Genomic DNA, 18,684 nt, shown 5'->3' on the forward strand with positions numbered 1-18,684 from the left:
GAATAGCACAATGGGTTTTCTAACCGGTAAGCGCGTACTCATCGTTGGCGTTGCCAGCAAACTGTCCATCGCCTCGGGCATCGCCGCGGCCATGCACCGCGAAGGTGCCGAGCTGGCTTTCACCTACCAGAACGAGAAGCTCAAGGGCCGCGTAGAAGACTTCGCTGCCGGCTGGGGCTCCAACGCCGACCTGTGCTTCCCTTGTGACGTGGCCAGCGACGAGGAAATCGCCTCGGTATTCGAAGCGCTGAGCAAGAAATGGGACGGCCTGGACTGCATCGTCCACTCGGTCGGCTTCGCTCCGGGCGACCAGCTCAACGGCGACTTCACCGACGTCACCACCCGTGAAGGCTTCAAGATCGCCCACGACATCAGCGCCTACAGCTTCGTCGCCCTGGCCAAGGCCGGCCGCGAGATGATGAAAGGCCGCAACGGCAGCCTGCTCACCCTCTCCTACCTGGGCGCCGAGCGCACCATGCCCAACTACAACGTCATGGGCATGGCCAAGGCCAGCCTGGAGGCCGGCGTTCGCTACCTGGCCGGCAGCCTCGGCCCGGAAGGCACCCGCGTCAACGCCATTTCCGCCGGCCCGATCCGCACCCTGGCCGCCAGCGGCATCGCCAGCTTCCGCAAGATGCTGGCCGCCAACGAGAAGCAGACTCCGCTGCGCCGCAACGTCACCATCGAGGAAGTCGGCAACGCCGGTGCCTTCCTGTGCTCAGACCTCGCTTCGGGCATCAGCGGTGAAATCATGTACGTCGATGGCGGCTTCAACACCACCGCCATGGGTGCCATGGAAGACTGATCGTCAGTCGCCTGGCATCTAATCGGCCAGAACCTCTGCTGAACGGCGCCCGCGCCAAAACGAAAACGCCGCAACCCTCACGGGACTGCGGCGTTTTCGTATCCGGAAGATCTTGCCAGGGCCGATCCTGAACGTATCCAGCGCCTTTCGCCCCATCCTCAATCAACACAGGCACGCATCTGGGTTGGCGTTGTCCTAGCTTAGAACCTGGACAGAGATGAGTCGATGCTCCCGACAAGCCTGTGGCGAACCTGCCTGATCACCGCGCTATGCAGCCTGGTCACAGGCTGTGCGCTACCAGCACTGGATGGCCGCAGCGAGAGCCACGCCTTCACCCAGGCCGAAACAGCCGATACCACGCTGGGACAGGCGCTGAGCGGTGAGCGAGACGCTCATCCCGGCCTGTCCGGCATCCTGACACTGGCGGACGCTCGTGACGCCTTCGCGGCGCGCATGCTCCTGGTCGAGACGGCGGAGCGTAGTCTCGACGTGCAGTACTACATCTGGCGCGACGACATAACCGGTACCCTGTTGCTCGACGCCTTGCTCAGAGCAGCCGAGCGCGGCGTTCGCGTCCGCCTGTTGCTCGATGACAATGGCATCACCGGCCTCGACAAGATCCTGAGCACCCTCGATCAGCACCCCAACATCGAAGTGCGCCTGTTCAACCCCTTCTCCCTGCGCCAGGCCAAGATACTGGGCTACCTGACCCATTTCCCTCGTGCCAACCGACGCATGCACAACAAGTCACTTACCGTCGACAACCAGGCCACCATCATCGGCGGGCGCAACATCGGCGACGAGTACTTCGATGCCAGTGAGGGCGTGCTTTTCGCCGACCTCGATGCGCTGGCCATCGGACCGGTCGTAGCCGACACCTCAGCCGATTTCGATCGTTACTGGGCCAGCGAGTCCAGCTATCCGCTGGAGTTGATCGTGCCGCGCACGCAGAGCACCCCACTGCGTTTGCACGATGTTGCGGCAGACCTTTCCCGGACACCTGCCGCCAGCGGCTATGTGAAGGCCCTGCGCGAGAGCGACTTCATTGCCCGCTTGCTGGACAGGAACCTGAGTTTCCAATGGAGCAAGACCACACTGGTCAGTGACGACCCTGCCAAGGGCCTTGGCGAGGCCAGTGACGGCGAGCTTTTGATCAGCGATCTGGCGAACATGCTCGACACCCCCACGTCACGGGTCGACCTGGTCTCCCCCTACTTCGTCCCCACCCAAAGCGGTGTCGACATGTTCACCGCCATGGTGCGGCGCGGCGTGCACGTGCGCATTCTTACCAATGCCCTGGAGGCAACGGACGTGACGCCCGTCCATGCCGGCTACGCCAAGTACCGTCGCACCCTGCTGGAAGGCGGCGTCAAACTCTATGAAATGCGCCTGGGTGCAGACGACCAGCATCGGGAAAAGGCCGGTCCATTCGGCAGCTCCGGCTCCAGCCTGCATGCGAAGACCTTCGCCCTGGATGATCAGCGCGTCTTCATCGGCTCATTCAACTTCGACCCTCGCTCGGCCCGCCTCAACACGGAGATGGGCTTCATCATCGAAAGCCCACCCTTGGCAGCAGCCATTGGCCAGGCATTCGAAAGCGATATCCCGGCCAACGCCTACGAACTGGGCCTGGACGAAAACGGCCAGATCTACTGGCTTGAGCGGGTAAATGGCGAGCAACGCCGGCTGGACAGCGAGCCCGGCGCGGGCCTGCTGAAGAAACTGGGCATCCGCCTGCTGTCTTGGCTGCCTATCGAATGGCTGTTATGAGCGCAAACGAAAAAGCCCCGCACTAGGCGGGGCTTTTTCATAGCCAACAGCGATCAGAATCGCTCGATGTCGGCCCTGGCTTCAAGCTGCTTGCGCAGCGCCGCGAAGTCCTGTTGCCCCTCGCGCGAGGCCAGGAAGTTGCGGTACATGGCAAGCTCTTCGTCTGCCAGTGCCTGTTCCGGTACGTTCACACCATCGAGGCGCAGCACGACGTAGTCACCATTGTTCAGCGTCACGCCGGCAAAGGTCGGCTCACCCGCCTTGGCTGGCTTGGGCATGCGGAACAGCGCCTGCAGCACCTTCGGCTCTATGCCGTCCTGGCTGCGCGTGGCGGCTTCCTGAACCTGCCAATCACCGCCTGTCGCTTCACCAGCCTCGGCAGCAGCCAACTGCTTCTCGCCCTCAGCCTTGGCAGCAGCGGCGGCGCGCTCCTGCTGCAGATGAGCGCGAATGCTCGCGGCAACTTGCTCCAGCGGCAGTTGCTCGGGCTTGTTGTGCTCTTTCACGCGCACGACAACCACGGTGCTCGGATCCAGCTCGATGGTCGGGCTGTTGGTGCCGTCCTCCAGAACCTCAGGGCTGAATGCAGCCTGCAGCACCTGACGGTTGGCGGTAATACCCGTTGCACCACCCTCACGACCGAAAGGTTCGCTGGTCTTGAGTTCGAGCCCCAGTTCCTGAGCCGGCTGCGCCAGGTCCGATGCTTCGAACGCGGCGTCTTCCAGTTGCTTGGTCGCCTCGACGAAACGCTGCTCGACCTGCTGCGCCTTGAAGTCACGCGCCAGCTTGTCCTTGAGGCTGTCGAAGCTGGGCACTTCAGGCGACTGAACGCCGAGCAGCTTGATCAGGTGCCAGCCGAACTCGCTCTTCACCGGCTCGGATACCTGGCCCTGCTGCAGCGCGTAGAGCGCCTTTTCGAAGGCCGGATCGTATACACCCGGACCGGCATAACCCAGGTCGCCGCCATCGGCAGCCGACCCCGGATCCTGCGAGAATTCCTTGGCCAGTGCGGCGAAATCTTCGCCTGCATCCACGCGCGCCTTGATCTCTTTGATCTTGGTGCGGGCCGCTTCGTCATCGCCTTCGATCAGGATGTGTGCAGCCTGACGCTGCTCAGCCAGGTTGGCGATTTCGCTTTCGTACAACGGCTTGAGGTCTTCGTCGCTGACTTCGATCTGATCGAAGAAGCTGTCCTTGTCCAACTCGACATACTCCAGCACCACTTGCTCGGGGCTCATGAATTCGCCGGCATGCTCGTCGTAATAGGCTTTGACGTCGCTATCGCTCAGCTCGATCGCAGCACCGTCGGCCTTGATGGTGTGGCTGGCGAAGTCACGGGTCTGGCGCTCCAGATTGGCGAACGCACGCGCCTCCTGCTCGGTAACGAAGCTACTGGCACCGATACCGGCACGCAGCTGCCCGATCAGCATTTCCTCTTCCAGCATCTGACGGAACTGCAGGCGGGTATAGCCCATCTGGCGAATGACCTGGTCGAAGCGCGCACTATCGAAGCGGCCATCTACCTGAAATTCGGGGGTTTGCAGAATCACCTGATCCAGCGATCCCTGCGAAAAGGCGAAATGAGCGTCGCCAGCTGCCTGCAGCAGCAGCTTGCGCTCGATCAGGCCCTTGAGCGAAGCCTCACGCAGCAGCTTGTCATCGAGCAGAGAGGCATCGAAATCACGACCCAGTTGCTGCAGCAGCTGACGGCGCTGCATTTCAACAGCCTGGCTGAGCTCGTTGAGGGTAATGGTGTCACCGTTCACGTCGGCCGCGTTGTTGCGGTTGCTGGTGCCCGTGACAATGGCTTCGAAACCGGTAAAGGCCATCAGCATGACGATGAGGCCGATGATGATTTTGGCAATCCAACCGCGTGAATTGTCCCTGATGTTTTGCAGCATGCTTCCCCCAGAACGACTGTACAGAGTCACCAGCCGCGCAGTGTGGGTAATATGTCCAGATAGAAGAAAGGCGCATCCTTGGATGCGCCTTCTCGTAACGCGTTAAGCGGTCAGTGCAGAAGAGTCTAGGACTACCTGCTCTGCCTCCTAACAGCCGCCAGACAGAGCCTGACGGCGAGGCAAACCCGGAAGACGCTTAGTTGACGGCGTCTTTCAGAGCCTTGCCAGCTTTGAAACCTGGGATCTTGGCAGCAGCGATGCTGATCGGCTTGCCGGTCTGCGGGTTGCGGCCAGTGCGAGCAGCACGCTCTTTGACAGCGAAGGTGCCGAAGCCAACCAGTACGACGGAATCACCAGCCTTCAGAGCGCCAGTGACGGATTCAATCACTGCATCCAGCGCGCGGCCAGCAACAGCTTTCGGGATATCAGCAGATGCAGCGATGGCATCGATCAGTTCCGACTTGTTCACTCTAAGTCCCCTTATTTCTGTTGAGTTTGTTTCTTGATTTTTAGTGTAAGCAAAGCGGGTGCTGGATGGCCTGCTGACACAATAAGAGCCGCTTTATAACAAGGGCTCAAAAATTGTGTCAAGGAAGCCCCCCTGCTAATGCGTGCTGATTCGCTCCTTGGAATCAGACTCGCGCTTGTCATCCGTTGCAACCATCTCGGGAGCCGCATCGGGCAAGGGCTCCGGGGCGTATTGCAGCGCAATTTGCAGGACCTCGTCAATCCATTTAACCGGTTTAATCTGCAGGTCTTGTTTAATATTTTCCGGAATTTCTTTCAGATCACGCACATTTTCTTCGGGAATGATCACAGTCTTGATCCCACCCCGATGCGCAGCCAGAAGCTTTTCCTTCAGACCACCGATGGCCAACACCTGACCTCGCAGGGTGATTTCCCCGGTCATGGCCACATCCGCCCGCACCGGAATCTGGGTCAGTGCCGACACCAGTGCCGTGCACAAACCGATGCCCGCACTCGGGCCATCCTTGGGTGTAGCACCCTCGGGCATATGGATGTGAACGTCGCGCTTCTCGTTGAAATCAGCGGGAATTCCCAGGCTTTTGGCACGACTACGCACCACCGTCATGGCAGCCGTCATGGACTCGGCCATCACATCACCCAGCGAGCCGGTCTTGATCAGCACGCCCTTGCCGGGCACCACTGCGGTCTCGATGGTCAGCAGCTCGCCGCCCACCTGAGTCCAGGCCAGACCGGTCACCTGACCAATCTGATCCTGCTGCTCGGCCAGGCCGTAGCGATGCTTGCGCACGCCCAGGAAGTGCTCCAGCGAATCAGCAGTCACCACCACCTGGAAGCGCTTCTCGGTGATGTGCTCCTTGACCGCCTTGCGGCAGACCTTGGCAATCTGACGCTCCAGGCTACGCACGCCGGCTTCGCGGGTGTAGTAGCGGATGATGTCGCGAATCGCGGCCTCTTCGAACTCCACCTCGCCTTTCTTCAGGCCATTGGCCTTGATCTGCTTGGGCGCCAGATACTTGATGGCGATATTGACCTTCTCGTCCTCGGTGTAGCCCGGCAGACGGATGATTTCCATCCGATCCAGCAGCGGACCGGGGATGTTCATCGAGTTGGCAGTGCACAGGAACATCACGTCCGACAGGTCGTAATCGACCTCCAGGTAGTGATCGTTGAAATTGTGATTCTGCTCCGGGTCGAGTACCTCAAGCAAAGCAGACGCAGGGTCGCCGCGCATGTCCTGGCCCATCTTGTCGATTTCGTCGAGCAGGAACAGCGGGTTGCGCACGCCAACCTTGGTCATTTTTTGAATCAAACGCCCCGGCATCGAGCCGATGTAGGTGCGGCGGTGACCTCGAATCTCGGCCTCGTCACGCACGCCACCCAAGGCCATGCGCACGAACTTGCGGTTGGTGGCGGTGGCGATGGATTCGGCCAACGAGGTCTTGCCCACGCCGGGTGGGCCAACCAGGCACAGCACCGGTCCCTTGAGCTTCTTCACCCGTTTCTGCACGGCGAGATACTCGAGGATGCGCTCCTTGACCTCTTCCAGACCGTAATGGTCGGCATCGAGGATGCTCTCGGCGCGCACCAGATCCAGGCGAACCTTGCTCTCGGCCTTCCACGGCACGTTCACCAGCCAGTCAATGTAGGAACGCACCACCGTGGCTTCGGCCGACATCGGCGACATCTGCTTGAGCTTGTTCAGCTCGGCATTGGCCTTGGTCAGCGCTTCCTTGGACAGACCAGCGTTATCGATGCGCTTGCGCAGCTCATCGAGCTCATTGTGGCCTTCATCGATATCGCCCAGCTCTTTCTGAATGGCCTTCATCTGCTCATTCAGGTAGTACTCACGCTGGCTGCGCTCCATCTGCTTCTTCACGCGGCCACGGATACGCTTCTCGACCTGCAGCAGGTCGATCTCGGCATCCAGCAGCGCCAGTACGTGCTCGACGCGAGCGGACAGCGCGGTGATCTCGAGAATCTCCTGCTTCTGCTCGATCTTCAGCGCCATGTGCGCGGCCATGGTATCAACCAGGCGACTGGGCTCATCGATGCTGTTGAGCGAGGACAGCACTTCGGCCGGTACCTTCTTGCCCAACTGCACGTATTGTTCGAACTGACTGAGCAGGCTGCGAGTGAAGACCTCCGACTCGCGCTCGGCGGTCTCGCCCTCCTCGATCAGCTGCACTTCAGCCCGGCAATGATCATCGAGCTCGATAAAACGCTCGATAGAGCCGCGCTGCTCACCCTCGACCAGCACCTTGACGGTGCCGTCGGGCAACTTGAGCAGTTGCAGGACGGTGGCAACGGTGCCAACGCGATACAGATCCTGATCATCCGGATCATCGACGGCCGGGTTCTTCTGGGCCACCAGCAGAATCTGCTTGTCGCCCGTCATCGCGGCCTCAAGGGCCTCGATGGATTTCTCACGCCCGACGAAAAGCGGGATGACCATGTGCGGATAGACCACTACATCGCGCAATGGCAGGAGAGGCAATTCGATGGTTGTCTTCATGATTTCGGCTCAGCAGCGGCCCAAGGGCCGTAAACAGGCGGGATTACCCTTGGCTTTTAAGATGGGGGTAGCTCCCACAAAAAACAAGCGCAATGTCCAGAAAAGCGAAGGGGCCCAAAGGGCCCCTTCTTTGCATCGTGTAACAGCCGTCAGGCGTCTGGCGCGGCCTTCGCCGGCGGCTCGCTGTTCTCGTAGATCAACAGCGGCTTGGACGATCCCTCGATGACGCTCTCGTCGATCACCACCTTGCTCACGTCCTGCTGGGACGGGATCTCGTACATGGTGTCGAGCAGAATGCCCTCGAGAATCGAACGCAGACCACGCGCACCGGTCTTGCGCTCCAGCGCCTTCTGCGCCACGGACTTCAGCGCATCGGAGCGGAACTCCAGATCCACGCCTTCCATCTCGAACAGCTTGGCGTACTGCTTGGTCAGCGCATTCTTCGGCTCGGTAAGGATCTGCACCAGCGCAGCCTCGTCCAGCTCTTCCAGGGTCGCGATCACCGGCAGGCGACCGACGAATTCTGGAATCAGGCCAAACTTGACCAGATCGTCCGGCTCGACCTCACGCAGAGACTCGCCGATTTTCTTGCCTTCCTGCTTGCTGCGCACTTCCGCACCGAAACCGATGCCACCCTTGGTGGAGCGCGCCTGAATGACCTTCTCCAGACCGGCGAACGCACCGCCGCAGATGAACAGGATATTGCGCGTATCGACCTGCAGGAACTCCTGCTGCGGATGCTTGCGCCCGCCCTGCGGCGGAACCGAGGCGACCGTGCCTTCGATCAGTTTCAGCAACGCCTGCTGTACGCCCTCGCCCGACACGTCACGAGTGATCGACGGGTTGTCGGACTTGCGCGAGATCTTGTCGATCTCGTCGATGTAGACGATACCCATCTGGGCCTTCTCGACATCGTAATCGCACTTCTGCAGCAGTTTCTGAATGATGTTCTCGACGTCCTCACCCACGTAACCGGCTTCGGTCAGGGTGGTGGCATCGGCGATGGTGAACGGTACGTTGAGCAGACGCGCCAGCGTTTCGGCGAGCAGGGTCTTGCCGGAACCGGTCGGACCGATCAGCAGGATATTGCTCTTGCCCAGCTCGACATCGTCTTTCTTCTCACGCTGGTTCAGACGCTTGTAGTGGTTGTACACCGCTACCGACAGCACCTTTTTGGCGCGCTCCTGACCAATCACATACTGATCGAGGATGGAGCTGATTTCCTTGGGTGCCGGGAGTTTGTGCGCGCTGCTCTCGGCCTGTGCTTCCTGCACCTCCTCGCGGATGATGTCATTGCACAGGTCGACGCATTCGTCGCAGATGAAGACGGAAGGACCGGCGATCAACTTGCGCACTTCATGCTGGCTTTTGCCGCAGAAGGAGCAATAAAGCAGTTTGCCGTTGTCCTCACCGTTACGGGTATCAGTCATTCGATCAATCCAATACGGTAGGCTTGAAACACAAGATGAAGGCAAATGCGGGCATTTTCAAGGGCGCAGGTCGCGTCATTGACAATGCCCGTAGCCGGCGCCTCATCTAGACCGGCATTTGACGCTTTTCATGAACAGCATCGACGAGACCATATTCCACGGCGCGCGACGCACTCATGAAGTTGTCGCGGTTGGTATCACGCTCGATGGTTTCCAGGCTCTGCCCGGTGTGCTCAGCCAGCAACTCGTTCAAACGCTCACGAATGAAGAGAATTTCCTTGGCATGGATCTCGATATCCGAGGCCTGGCCCTGGAAGCCGCCCAGCGGCTGGTGAATCATCACGCGCGAGTTCGGCAGGCAGAAACGCTTGCCCTTGGCGCCACCGGCCAGCAAGAACGCACCCATGCTGCAGGCTTGGCCGATGCAGGTGGTGGACACGTCGGCCTTGATGAACTGCATGGTGTCGTAGATCGCCATACCGGCCGTCACCGAACCGCCCGGCGAGTTGATGTACAGGTGAATGTCCTTGTCCGGGTTTTCTGCTTCCAGAAACAGCAACTGGGCGCAGATCAGGTTGGCCATGTAGTCCTCGACCTGGCCGACCAGAAAGATCACGCGCTCTTTGAGCAGGCGCGAATAGATGTCGTAGGCACGCTCGCCACGAGCGGATTGCTCGATGACCATCGGCACCAGGCCGCCAGCGGCCTGGATTTCAGGCATGTTTTGCATAAAAGGATTGCGGGACATGTCTTGCGCTCACTCCCTAATAGTCATGTCTCAAATACACATAAGCCAGCACGGAGGCTGGCTTATGGTGGTGTACTCGAACGAGGTTACGAGATCAGTCGGCTTTAGGAGCTTCCGCCGGCTTGACTGCGTCTTCGTAGGAAACCGCTTTATCGGTCACGTTGGCCTTCTGCAGAACAGTATCTACAACTTGCTCTTCCAGTACAACCGAACGTACTTCGTTCATTTGCTGGTCGTTCTTGTAGTACCAGGCAACCACTTGCTCGGGCTCTTGATAGGCCGAAGCCATCTCTTCGATCAGCTCACGCACGCGGGCTTCGTCCGGCTTCAGCTCGAACTGCTTGACCACTTCGGCGACGATCAGGCCCAGCACGACACGGCGCTTGGCTTGCTCTTCGAACAGCTCGGCCGGCAGTTGGTCAGGCTTGATGTTGCCACCGAACTGCTGAACGGCTTGCACGCGCAGGCGATCAACTTCATTGCCGATCAGCGCCTTCGGCACCTCGACCGGGTTGGCAGCCAGCAGACCGTCCATTACCTGGTTCTTGACCTTGGACTTGATGGCCTGGCGCAGTTCGCGCTCCATGTTCTTGCGGACTTCGGCGCGGAAACCTTCCAGACCGCCTTCCTTGATACCGAACAGGGCGAAGAATTCGTCGTTCAGCTCAGGCAGTTGCGGGGCGGAAACCTCGTTCACGGTAACGGTGAACTCGGCGGTCTTGCCGGCCAGATCGAGGTTCTGGTAATCCTCGGGGAAAGTCGGGTTGATCACGCGCTCTTCACCAGCCTTGGCACCAACCAGAGCATCTTCGAAGCCCGGAATCATGCGGCCAGAGCCCAGCACCAGTTGAGTACCCTTGGCGCTGCCGCCAGCGAAGGCTTCGCCGTCGATCTTGCCAACGAAGTCGATGTTCAGCTGGTCACCGTTCTCGGCAGCACGCTCAACAGCTTCGAAGCGGGTATTCTGCTTACGCAGAATGTCCAGCATGTTATCGACGTCGCTATCAACCACGTCAGCCTGCAGGCGCTCGATGGAAATGCCATCCAGGCCAGTGACCTCGAACTCCGGGAACACTTCGAAAGTGGCCACGTATTCCAGTGCCTGGCCCTTCTCGAAGGACTTCGGCTCAACCGACGGAGCGCCGGCCGGGTTCAGCTTCTGCTCGACCACGGCTTCGTAGAAGGTAGCCTGGATCAGGTCGCCCAGGGCTTCCTGACGAGCGGCGTCTTCGTAACGCTGACGGATAACGCTCATCGGCACCTTGCCAGGACGGAAGCCAGGAACCTTGGCGCGACGGGCAGTCTGTTGCAGACGCTTGTTGACTTCAGTCTCGATGCGCTCGACGGGTACGCCGACGGTCATGCGACGCTCAAGAGCAGAAGTGCTTTCAACAGAAACTTGCATGGATATTCCTCGTTGCACAGACATAAGCCGGCTCGAACCGGCCCCGAATCAAGGCCAAGCATTCTAGAGGGTCAATATGAAGAAGTCACCCTAGAAGCAGGCGGCAATCGGGAGGATTTGTAAAGATGGTGCGGACGGAGAGACTCGAACTCTCACACCTTGCGGCGCCAGAACCTAAATCTGGTGTGTCTACCAATTTCACCACGTCCGCGTGGTTTTGCAGCCTAAAACAAAAACGCCAGGCTTTGGGCCTGGCGCTTTGGAATATGGGGTGGACGATGGGAATCGAACCCACGACACCAGGAGCCACAATCCTGTGCTCTACCAACTGAGCTACGCCCACCATATTGCTTTGCTTACTCAAATTGCCTGACCGCCAAATGGCGCACCCGGCAGGACTCGAACCTGCGACCATCCGCTTAGAAGGCGGATGCTCTATCCAGCTGAGCTACGGGCGCCTATCCATCCGCTAGCGCAGACTTAGAAGCTTTCGGCTCCAGCCTCACCACCAGGGCTTGGCTCTTGCCGTCTCACCCAGCGAGTGGCTGTTCCTGAGAAGCGGGGCGAATGTTATAGACGCCTCCCAACCTCGTCAACAGAAATTTTCAAAAAAATTCAGCGATTTAAAGGAGTTACGCGAAAACGACGGCAGGCGCCTTTGCCCAAGTGAGCGCCCATGCGAGAATGCGCGTCCTTTTTTCATCCTTATTAATGGTTAACCAGCGCAATGACCGCACAACTGATCGACGGCAAGGCGATCGCCGCCAGCCTCCGCCAGCAGATTGCCCAACGTGTCGCCGAACGCCGTCAGCAAGGCCTTCGTGCGCCTGGCTTGGCTGTGATCCTGGTAGGTACCGATCCCGCCTCCCAGGTCTATGTGTCACATAAACGCAAGGATTGCGAAGAAGTCGGCTTTCTCTCCCGTGCCTATGATCTGCCGGCAGAGACCAGCCAGGCTGATCTGCTCGCATTGATCGACGAGCTCAACGAAGACCCAACCATCGACGGCATTCTGGTACAGCTGCCGCTGCCGGAGCATCTGGATGCATCCCCCTTGCTTGAGCGCATTCGCCCGGACAAGGACGTCGACGGCTTCCACCCCTATAACATCGGCCGCCTGGCTCAGCGCATGCCGCTGCTGCGCCCCTGCACCCCCAAAGGCATCATGACCCTGCTGCACAGCACGGGCGTCGATCTCTACGGCCTGCACGCGGTCGTGGTCGGCGCCTCCAACATCGTCGGTCGCCCGATGGCCATGGAGCTGCTGCTGGCAGGCTGCACCGTCACCGTCACCCACCGTTTCACCAAGGACCTGGCTGCTCACGTCGGCCAGGCCGACATCGTCGTGGTCGCCGTCGGCAAGCCGGGACTGGTCAGGGGTGAGTGGATCAAGGAAGGCGCCATCGTCATCGATGTCGGTATCAACCGCCAGGACGACGGCAAACTGGTCGGCGACGTGGTGTATGAGACCGCCCTGCCCCGCGCCGGCTGGATCACCCCGGTTCCGGGCGGCGTCGGCCCGATGACCCGCGCCGGGCTGCTGGAAAACACCCTGCACGCGGCCGAACACCTGCATAAATAAGCAGCACGGTTGAATGAAAAACGGCACCCTAGGGTGCCGTTTTTTATCGCGACTGAAGCGGAATGCCGCCCAGCCGTTCCCCCAGGAACGGCGCTGACCTCACTTACGCGCCTGCTCCCAGGATTTGAGCAGCTCGTCGTAGGCGATGGTTTCGCCCTTGGGCTTCTCGTTGGCCAGCATGGGCTTGGGCGCACCCGGCTGGTCGAACCAGTACTGCGGGTCACGCGGCTCGTTCAGCTTGGGCCCGCACTCACCCAGTACATTGGAACGCTCCAGGCGGCCGAGCATGGTGTCCTGTGCTGCGGCCAGGCCATCGAGCGCCTGTTGTGGCGTCTTGTCGCCACTGGCGGCCTCGGCGATGAACTGCCACCAGAGCTGGGCCAGGCGCGGATAGTCCGGCACGTTGGTGCCGGTCGGCGTCCACTGCACGCGGGCCGGGCTGCGGTAGAACTCCACCAGACCACCGAGCTTGGGCGCCACGTCGGTCATGGCTTGCGAGTTGATGTCCGACTCACGAATCGGCGTCAGGCCGACCAGGGTCTTTTTCAGCGACACGGTCTTGGACGTGACGAACTGAGCGTAGAGCCAGGCGGCCAGGCGCTGTTTCTCCGGGGTGGACTTGAGGAAGGTCCAGGAACCGGTGTCCTGATAGCCCAGCTTCATGCCCTCTTCCCAGTACGGCCCCTTGGGCGACGGCGCCATGCGCCATTTCGGCGTGCCGTCCGCGTTGACCACCGGCAGGCCCGGCTTGGTCATGTCGGCGGTGAAGGCGGTGTACCAGAATATCTGCTGGGCGATGGCGCCCTGCGCCGGCACCGGCCCGGCTTCGGAGAAGGTCATGCCCTGCGCTTCCGGTGGCGCGTACTGGCGCATCCAGTCGACGTACTTCTGCGTGGCGAACACCGCCGCCGGGGCGTTGGTGGCACCGCCACGCGCGACACTGGAGCCCACCGGCCGGCAGCCCTCGACGCGAATGCCCCACTCGTCCACCGGCAGGCCGTTGGGCAGGCCCTTGTCACCGCCTCCAGCCATGGAGAACCAGGCGTCGGTGAAGCGCCAGCCCAGCGATGGATCTTTCTTGCCGTAGTCCATATGGCCGTAGATGCGCTGACCGTCGATCTCCTTGACGTGCTTGGAGAAGAACTCGGCGATGTCCTCGTAGGCCGACCAGTTGACCGGCACACCCAGCTCGTAGCCATAGATTTCCTTGAACTTGGCCTTGAGCTCAGGCCGCTCGAACCAGTCGGCGCGGAACCAGTAGAGGTTGGCGAACTGCTGATCGGGCAGTTGGTACAACTTGCCGTCCGGCCCGGTGGTAAAGGAAATACCGATGAAGTCTTCGAGATCCAGGGTCGGCGAGGTGAAGTCCTTGGCCTCACCCTTGATCATGTCGCTGATCGCCATGGCCTTGCCGTAGCGGGCGTGGGTGCCGATCAGGTCGGAGTCGTTGACCCAGCCATCGTAGATGTTCCTGTCGGACTGCATCTGAGTCTGCAGTTTCTCCACCACATCGCCTTCCTGCAGCAGGTCATGGCGCAGCTTGATGCCAGTGATCTCACTGAAGGCCTTGGCCAGCACCTTGGACTCGTATTCATGGGTGGTGATGGTTTCCGACACCACGCTGATATCCATGCCGCGGAAGGGTTCGGCGGCCTTGATGAACCATTTCAGTTCTTCGAGTTGCTGCTCGGGCGTCAGGGTCGAGGGATTGAATTCATCATTGATCCATTTCTTTGCAGCCTCTTCGTAGGCATCCGCCCAGGCAGCACCGCTCAAACCGGACAACGCCAGCAAGGCAGCCAGCGCCATGCTATGTCGGGTCTTGTTGTTATTGTCGAACATAGAGACCTCCATCTCAGGATTTGGGGAGAGGCATACCGGCAAAAGCCCGGCTCAGCCCCAGCGCATGACTGCGCACAGCCACAACAGTGATAGCAGCGAGGCTATCCACACGCTCCAGTCGGTCACGCCGATTACCAGCAGGTGCAGGTAGGCGCTGCCGAGCAGACCGATGAACAACCGATCACCCCGGGTGGTGGTGATCGGCAGAAAACCCTTGCGTTCGACGCACGGCCAGCGCAGCTCGACCAGCATCATGCCGGCCAGCAGCACGGCGATACCGGTGAAGAACAGTGCGGTCGGCAGAGTCCAGGCCATCCAGCTCATGACGAACCTCCCTTACACGCGACCAAGGGCGAAGCCCTTGGCCACATGGTTGCGAACGAACCAGATCACCAGCATCCCCGGCAGGATGGTCAGCACCCCGGCGGCGGCCAGTACGCCCCAGTCGATGCCCGAGGCGGACACGGTGCGGGTCATCACCGCGGCGATGGGTTTGGCGTCCACCGAGGTCAGGGTGCGCGCCAGCAACAGCTCGACCCAAGAGAACATGAAGCAGAAGAAGGCGGTGACGCCGATGCCGGAGCGAATCAGCGGAATGAAGATCTTCACGAAGAATTTCGGGAAGCTGTAACCGTCGATATAGGCCGTCTCGTCGATTTCCTTGGGCACGCTGGACATGAAACCTTCGAGGATCCACACCGCCAGCGGTACGTTGAACAGGCAATGCGCCAATGCCACGGCAATGTGGGTGTCGAACAGGCCGATGGACGAGTACAGCTGGAAGAACGGCAACAGGAATACTGCCGGCGGCGCCATGCGGTTGGTCAGCAGCCAGAAGAACAGGTGCTTGTCGCCAAGAAAACGGTAGCGCGAGAAGGCATAGGCAGCCGGCAGCGCCACGCTGAGCGAGATCAGGGTATTGAGGCTGACGTAGTACAGCGAGTTGAGGTAACCCTCGTACCAGCTACGGTCGGTGAAGATCACCCGGTAGTTGTCCAGGGTGAAACTCTGCGGCCACAGGCTCAACTCGCCGAGAATCTCGGTGTTGCTCTTGAACGACATGTTCAGCAGCCAGTAGATGGGCACCAGCATGAACAGGAAATAGATCAGCAGCACCAGGCGTTTGCGCAGCATCATGGTCGGCCTCAGCGATTTTTGTCGTCGTAGGTCATGGCGGTATAGAACAGCCAGGACACCAGCAGGATGATCAGGAAGTACACCAGCGAGAACGCCGCTGCCGGGCCCAGGTCGAACTGACCGATGGCCATTTGCGTCAGGGTCTGGCTGAGGAAGGTGGTGGCATTGCCCGGGCCGCCACCGGTGAGCACGAAGGGCTCGGTGTAGATCATGAAGCTGTCCATGAAGCGCAGCATCACCGCGATCAGCAGCACGCTTTTCAGCTTGGGCAGCTGGATATGGCGAAACACTGCCCAGTTCGACGCGCGGTCGATGCGCGCCGCCTGATAGTAGACGTCGGGAATGGCGCGCAGCCCCGAGTAACACAGCAGCGCCACCAGCGAAGTCCAGTGCCAGACGTCCATCACCAGCACCGTCACCCAGGCGTCCATGGTGTTGGCGGCGTAGTTGTAGCTGATGCCCAGGCTGTTCAATACCCAGCCCATCAAGCCGATGTCGGCGCGGCCGAAGATCTGCCAGATGGTGCCCACCACGTTCCACGGAATCAGCAGCGGAATGGCCATCAGGATCAGGCACAGCGAGGCCCAGCGCCCGCGCGTCGGCATACACAGGGCGATGGCGATACCTAGCGGAATCTCGATCAGCAGCACGCAGGCGGAAAAGATGAACTGACGCAGCAGCGAGTCATGCAGGCGCGGGTCCTGTAGCACCTGGCGATACCAGTCGACGCCGACGAAGTAGCGCGTGGCCGGGTCGAAGATGTCCTGCACCGAGTAGTTGACCACCGTCATCATCGGCACGATGGCGCTGAACGCCACCAGCAGGAACACCGGCAGCACCAGCCACCAGGCCTTGTTGTTCTGCACCTTCATGGCGCCACCTCCACCAGGTAGTCATCGGCGTAGAGCATCAGCCACTGCGCCGGAAAGCTCAGATACACCTGCTCGCGAGGCACTGGCTGGTCTTCCTGCAGGCGCGCCTTGAGCACCTGGCCATCGAGGTCGAAGGTGAGGATCTTGTAGGTGCCCAGATCCTCGACATGCAGCACCTGGCCACACAGTGCGTCTTCGTAGGCGCCATCCCAGATGTGCACGAACTCGGGGCGAACCCCCACCTGCAGGCGCTTGCCGCCCAGCTCGGCCAGGCGCAGGTTGAGCGCGTCGGGCAAGGGCAGCACGGTATCGGCGAAACGCACGCCACCCTCGCAGCGCTGCACCTCGATCAGGTTCATGCCCGGGCTGCCGATGAAATAGCCGACGAAGGTGTGCCCGGGACGCTCGAACAGCTCGCGCGGCGTGCCGAACTGGACGATCTGCCCGCCGTACATCACCGCGATCTTGTCGGCGAAGGTGGAGGCCTCCAGCTGGTCGTGGGTGACGTAGACCATGGTGATGTTGAACTGCTCGTGGATCTGCTTGAGCTTGCGCCGCAGCTTCCACTTCAGATGCGGGTCGATCACCGTCAGCGGTTCGTCGAAGAGGATCGCCGATACATCGTCACGCACCAGGCCACGACCCATGGAGACCTTCTGCTTCTCGTCGGCGGTGAGGTTGCGCGCTTTCTTGTGCAGCAGCGGGTGCAGCTCCAGCACCTCGGCGATCTCGTGCACCTTGCTCATCACCCGCGCGGCGTCCATACCTTGATTGCGCAGCGGGAAGGCCAGGTTGTCGAACACCGTCATGGTGTCGTAGACCACCGGGAACTGGAAAACCTGGGCGATATTGCGCTCTTGCGGCGACAGCGCATTGACCGCCTTGCCGTCGAACTGCACCTCGCCCTGCGAAGGACTGAGCAGACCGGAGATGATGTTGAGCAAGGTCGACTTGCCGCAGCCGGATGGCCCCAGCAGCGCGTAGGCGCCGCCCTGCTGCCAGACATGGTTCATTTCGCGGATCGCATAATCTTCCGGCGCCTTCGACACACCGCTGTAACTGTGCGCGAGGTTGTGCAAGCGAATCTCGGCCATCAGGCTGCCCTCCCCTGACGCCGACTGGGTGCCTGCACCAGTTGCCCGTCGGCGGCGAAGACGAAGAGTTTGTGGGTGGGGATATAGATGAGGATCGGCGTATCCACGGCGTACTCGTGCACGCCCGGCAGGTGCAGCACCAGCACGAACTGTTCATTGCGTACATGCAGGAAGGTTTCCGAGCCGCTGATCTCGGCCAGCTCCACGGTCACCGCCAGCTCCAGATCATCGTCGTTGGATGGCACCAGGCCGATATGGCTGGGCCGCACGCCAAACCGATACTCACCTTCGGCGATGCCGCGCAGATCGGGGTTGAGCGGAAAGTGCACGCAGTCGGCGAAGCTCACCTCGGAGCCGCTGATGCGCCCCGGCATCAGATTGATCGCAGGCTCGGAGAACAACTCGGCAGCCAGCACCTGCTGCGGCCGGTGGTAAACCTCGGCGGTCTTGCCGCTCTGCACCACGCGCCCCTCGTGCAGGATGGTGGTGGTGCCACCCAGGGCCAGCGCCTCGTTGGGCTCGGTGGTGGCGTAGATGGCGATGGTGTGGCGCGCCTGGAACAGCTCGCGCATTTCCTGGCGCAGCTCTTCGCGCAACTTGTAGTCGAGGTTGACCAGGGGCTCATCGAAGAGGATCAGCGAGGCGTCCTTGACCAGCGCCCGCGCCATGGCCGTACGCTGCTGCTGGCCGCCGGAGAGTTCCAGCGGATAGCGCGACAGCAGCTGGTCGATGCGCAGCATGCGCGCCGTGGCCTCGACCTTCTCGACGATCTGTTCCTTGGCCACACCGGCCTGACGCAGCGGCGAGGCGATGTTCTCGAACACCGTAAGGGTCGGGTAGTTGATGAACTGCTGATAGACCATCGACACATTGCGCTGACGCACCGGCACGCCAGTGACATCGGCGCCGTTCATCAGCACGCGGCCGCTGCTGGGCCGATCCAGCCCGGCCATCAGGCGCATCAGGCTGGTCTTGCCTGCCAGTGTGCGGCCGAGCAAAACGTTGAAGGAGCCGGGTTCGAAACTCAGGCAGGCGTCATCGATGTGCAGCTGGCCGTCGACGATACGGGTGACGTGTTCGAGCGTGAGCGACATGGC

At 60.7% G+C, this 18,684-nt stretch carries 15 protein-coding genes and 3 tRNA genes; 3 read left to right on the plus strand and 15 right to left on the minus strand.

Features of this window, described 5'->3' with window-relative positions:
• Positions 1–10 precede the first annotated feature (10 nt).
• Positions 11–805: an enoyl-ACP reductase FabI gene (gene fabI / locus ACN8M7_RS09160; protein ID WP_490260546.1), complete on the plus strand. Its 795-nt coding sequence runs from the start codon at positions 11–13 to the stop codon at positions 803–805.
• Between the two features lie 225 nt (positions 806–1,030).
• Positions 1,031–2,575 (plus strand): phospholipase D family protein, encoded by a 1,545-nt coding sequence (locus ACN8M7_RS09165; RefSeq protein ID WP_490260547.1) that lies wholly within the window; start codon positions 1,031–1,033, stop codon positions 2,573–2,575.
• Between the two features lie 53 nt (positions 2,576–2,628).
• Here the strand turns inward: ACN8M7_RS09165 and ACN8M7_RS09170 are convergent, their stop codons facing one another.
• From ACN8M7_RS09170 to ACN8M7_RS09210, 9 genes are all read right to left on the minus strand, one after another.
• Positions 2,629–4,476: a SurA N-terminal domain-containing protein gene (locus ACN8M7_RS09170; RefSeq protein ID WP_490260548.1), complete on the minus strand. Its 1,848-nt coding sequence runs from the start codon at positions 4,474–4,476 to the stop codon at positions 2,629–2,631.
• 196 nt (positions 4,477–4,672) lie between these two features.
• Positions 4,673–4,945 (minus strand): nucleoid-associated protein HU-beta, encoded by a 273-nt coding sequence (gene hupB, locus ACN8M7_RS09175; RefSeq protein WP_003239952.1) that lies wholly within the window; start codon positions 4,943–4,945, stop codon positions 4,673–4,675.
• Between the two features lie 135 nt (positions 4,946–5,080).
• A complete protein-coding gene (lon, locus tag ACN8M7_RS09180; RefSeq protein WP_061239159.1) occupies positions 5,081–7,477 on the minus strand; it encodes an endopeptidase La in 2,397 nt (798 codons plus the stop codon).
• A 149-nt stretch (positions 7,478–7,626) separates the two neighbouring features.
• The gene (gene clpX / locus ACN8M7_RS09185) at positions 7,627–8,907 is read right to left on the minus strand and encodes an ATP-dependent Clp protease ATP-binding subunit ClpX (protein WP_061239158.1); all 1,281 of its coding nucleotides are present in this window, start codon (positions 8,905–8,907) and stop codon (positions 7,627–7,629) included.
• A gap of 106 nt (positions 8,908–9,013) precedes the next feature.
• Complete coding sequence (clpP, locus tag ACN8M7_RS09190; RefSeq protein WP_061239157.1) at positions 9,014–9,655, minus strand: ATP-dependent Clp endopeptidase proteolytic subunit ClpP; 642 nt, start codon at positions 9,653–9,655, stop codon at positions 9,014–9,016.
• 94 nt (positions 9,656–9,749) lie between these two features.
• A complete protein-coding gene (gene tig / locus ACN8M7_RS09195; RefSeq protein WP_490260549.1) occupies positions 9,750–11,060 on the minus strand; it encodes a trigger factor in 1,311 nt (436 codons plus the stop codon).
• A 126-nt stretch (positions 11,061–11,186) separates the two neighbouring features.
• Positions 11,187–11,271, minus strand: a tRNA-Leu gene (locus ACN8M7_RS09200).
• A 56-nt stretch (positions 11,272–11,327) separates the two neighbouring features.
• A tRNA-His gene (locus ACN8M7_RS09205) sits at positions 11,328–11,403 on the minus strand.
• 38 nt (positions 11,404–11,441) lie between these two features.
• Positions 11,442–11,518, minus strand: a tRNA-Arg gene (locus tag ACN8M7_RS09210).
• Positions 11,519–11,787: 269 nt separating this feature from the next.
• Between ACN8M7_RS09210 and folD the strand changes: the two genes are divergently transcribed.
• A complete protein-coding gene (folD, locus tag ACN8M7_RS09215; RefSeq protein WP_061239155.1) occupies positions 11,788–12,642 on the plus strand; it encodes a bifunctional methylenetetrahydrofolate dehydrogenase/methenyltetrahydrofolate cyclohydrolase FolD in 855 nt (284 codons plus the stop codon).
• 99 nt (positions 12,643–12,741) lie between these two features.
• Here folD and ACN8M7_RS09220 read toward each other — a convergent pair whose 3' ends face one another.
• Genes ACN8M7_RS09220 through ACN8M7_RS09245 form a run of 6 tightly spaced genes read right to left on the minus strand, consistent with a single transcriptional unit; the run spans position 12,742 to position 18,681 of the window.
• The gene (locus ACN8M7_RS09220) at positions 12,742–14,484 is read right to left on the minus strand and encodes an ABC transporter substrate-binding protein (RefSeq protein ID WP_490260550.1); all 1,743 of its coding nucleotides are present in this window, start codon (positions 14,482–14,484) and stop codon (positions 12,742–12,744) included.
• Positions 14,485–14,535: 51 nt separating this feature from the next.
• Positions 14,536–14,808 (minus strand): DUF2160 domain-containing protein, encoded by a 273-nt coding sequence (locus ACN8M7_RS09225; protein WP_061239153.1) that lies wholly within the window; start codon positions 14,806–14,808, stop codon positions 14,536–14,538.
• A gap of 12 nt (positions 14,809–14,820) precedes the next feature.
• The gene (locus tag ACN8M7_RS09230) at positions 14,821–15,621 is read right to left on the minus strand and encodes a carbohydrate ABC transporter permease (protein WP_490260551.1); all 801 of its coding nucleotides are present in this window, start codon (positions 15,619–15,621) and stop codon (positions 14,821–14,823) included.
• A gap of 8 nt (positions 15,622–15,629) precedes the next feature.
• Complete coding sequence (locus ACN8M7_RS09235) at positions 15,630–16,493, minus strand: carbohydrate ABC transporter permease (RefSeq protein WP_061239151.1); 864 nt, start codon at positions 16,491–16,493, stop codon at positions 15,630–15,632.
• Positions 16,490–17,587, minus strand: a complete 1,098-nt coding sequence (locus ACN8M7_RS09240; RefSeq protein ID WP_490260552.1) for an ABC transporter ATP-binding protein — start codon at positions 17,585–17,587, stop codon at positions 16,490–16,492. The genes ACN8M7_RS09235 and ACN8M7_RS09240 overlap by 4 nt, the downstream gene beginning before the upstream one ends.
• Positions 17,587–18,681, minus strand: a complete 1,095-nt coding sequence (locus ACN8M7_RS09245; protein ID WP_061239149.1) for an ABC transporter ATP-binding protein — start codon at positions 18,679–18,681, stop codon at positions 17,587–17,589. Before ACN8M7_RS09245 ends, ACN8M7_RS09240 begins: the two co-directional genes overlap by 1 nt.
• Positions 18,682–18,684 lie beyond the last annotated feature (3 nt).

Source organism: Pseudomonas spartinae (assembly GCF_965197125.1).
Classification (GTDB): Bacteria; Pseudomonadota; Gammaproteobacteria; order Pseudomonadales; family Pseudomonadaceae; genus Aquipseudomonas; species Aquipseudomonas composti_A.

Bases quoted from the DNA above. Each gene is read 5' to 3' on its own strand.
- ACN8M7_RS09165 (WP_490260547.1), top strand. From the start codon at position 1,031: ATGCTCCCGACAAGCCTGTGGCGAACCTGCCTGATCACCGCGCTATGC.
- clpP (WP_061239157.1), bottom strand. From the start codon at position 9,655: ATGTCCCGCAATCCTTTTATGCAAAACATGCCTGAAATCCAGGCCGCT.
- lon (WP_061239159.1), bottom strand. From the start codon at position 7,477: ATGAAGACAACCATCGAATTGCCTCTCCTGCCATTGCGCGATGTAGTG.
- ACN8M7_RS09245 (WP_061239149.1), bottom strand. From the start codon at position 18,681: ATGTCGCTCACGCTCGAACACGTCACCCGTATCGTCGACGGCCAGCTG.
- folD (WP_061239155.1), top strand. From the start codon at position 11,788: ATGACCGCACAACTGATCGACGGCAAGGCGATCGCCGCCAGCCTCCGC.
- ACN8M7_RS09170 (WP_490260548.1), bottom strand. From the start codon at position 4,476: ATGCTGCAAAACATCAGGGACAATTCACGCGGTTGGATTGCCAAAATC.
- ACN8M7_RS09235 (WP_061239151.1), bottom strand. From the start codon at position 16,493: ATGAAGGTGCAGAACAACAAGGCCTGGTGGCTGGTGCTGCCGGTGTTC.
- ACN8M7_RS09220 (WP_490260550.1), bottom strand. From the start codon at position 14,484: ATGTTCGACAATAACAACAAGACCCGACATAGCATGGCGCTGGCTGCC.
- ACN8M7_RS09230 (WP_490260551.1), bottom strand. From the start codon at position 15,621: ATGATGCTGCGCAAACGCCTGGTGCTGCTGATCTATTTCCTGTTCATG.
- ACN8M7_RS09225 (WP_061239153.1), bottom strand. From the start codon at position 14,808: ATGAGCTGGATGGCCTGGACTCTGCCGACCGCACTGTTCTTCACCGGT.
- clpX (WP_061239158.1), bottom strand. From the start codon at position 8,907: ATGACTGATACCCGTAACGGTGAGGACAACGGCAAACTGCTTTATTGC.
- ACN8M7_RS09240 (WP_490260552.1), bottom strand. From the start codon at position 17,587: ATGGCCGAGATTCGCTTGCACAACCTCGCGCACAGTTACAGCGGTGTG.
- fabI (WP_490260546.1), top strand. From the start codon at position 11: ATGGGTTTTCTAACCGGTAAGCGCGTACTCATCGTTGGCGTTGCCAGC.
- tig (WP_490260549.1), bottom strand. From the start codon at position 11,060: ATGCAAGTTTCTGTTGAAAGCACTTCTGCTCTTGAGCGTCGCATGACC.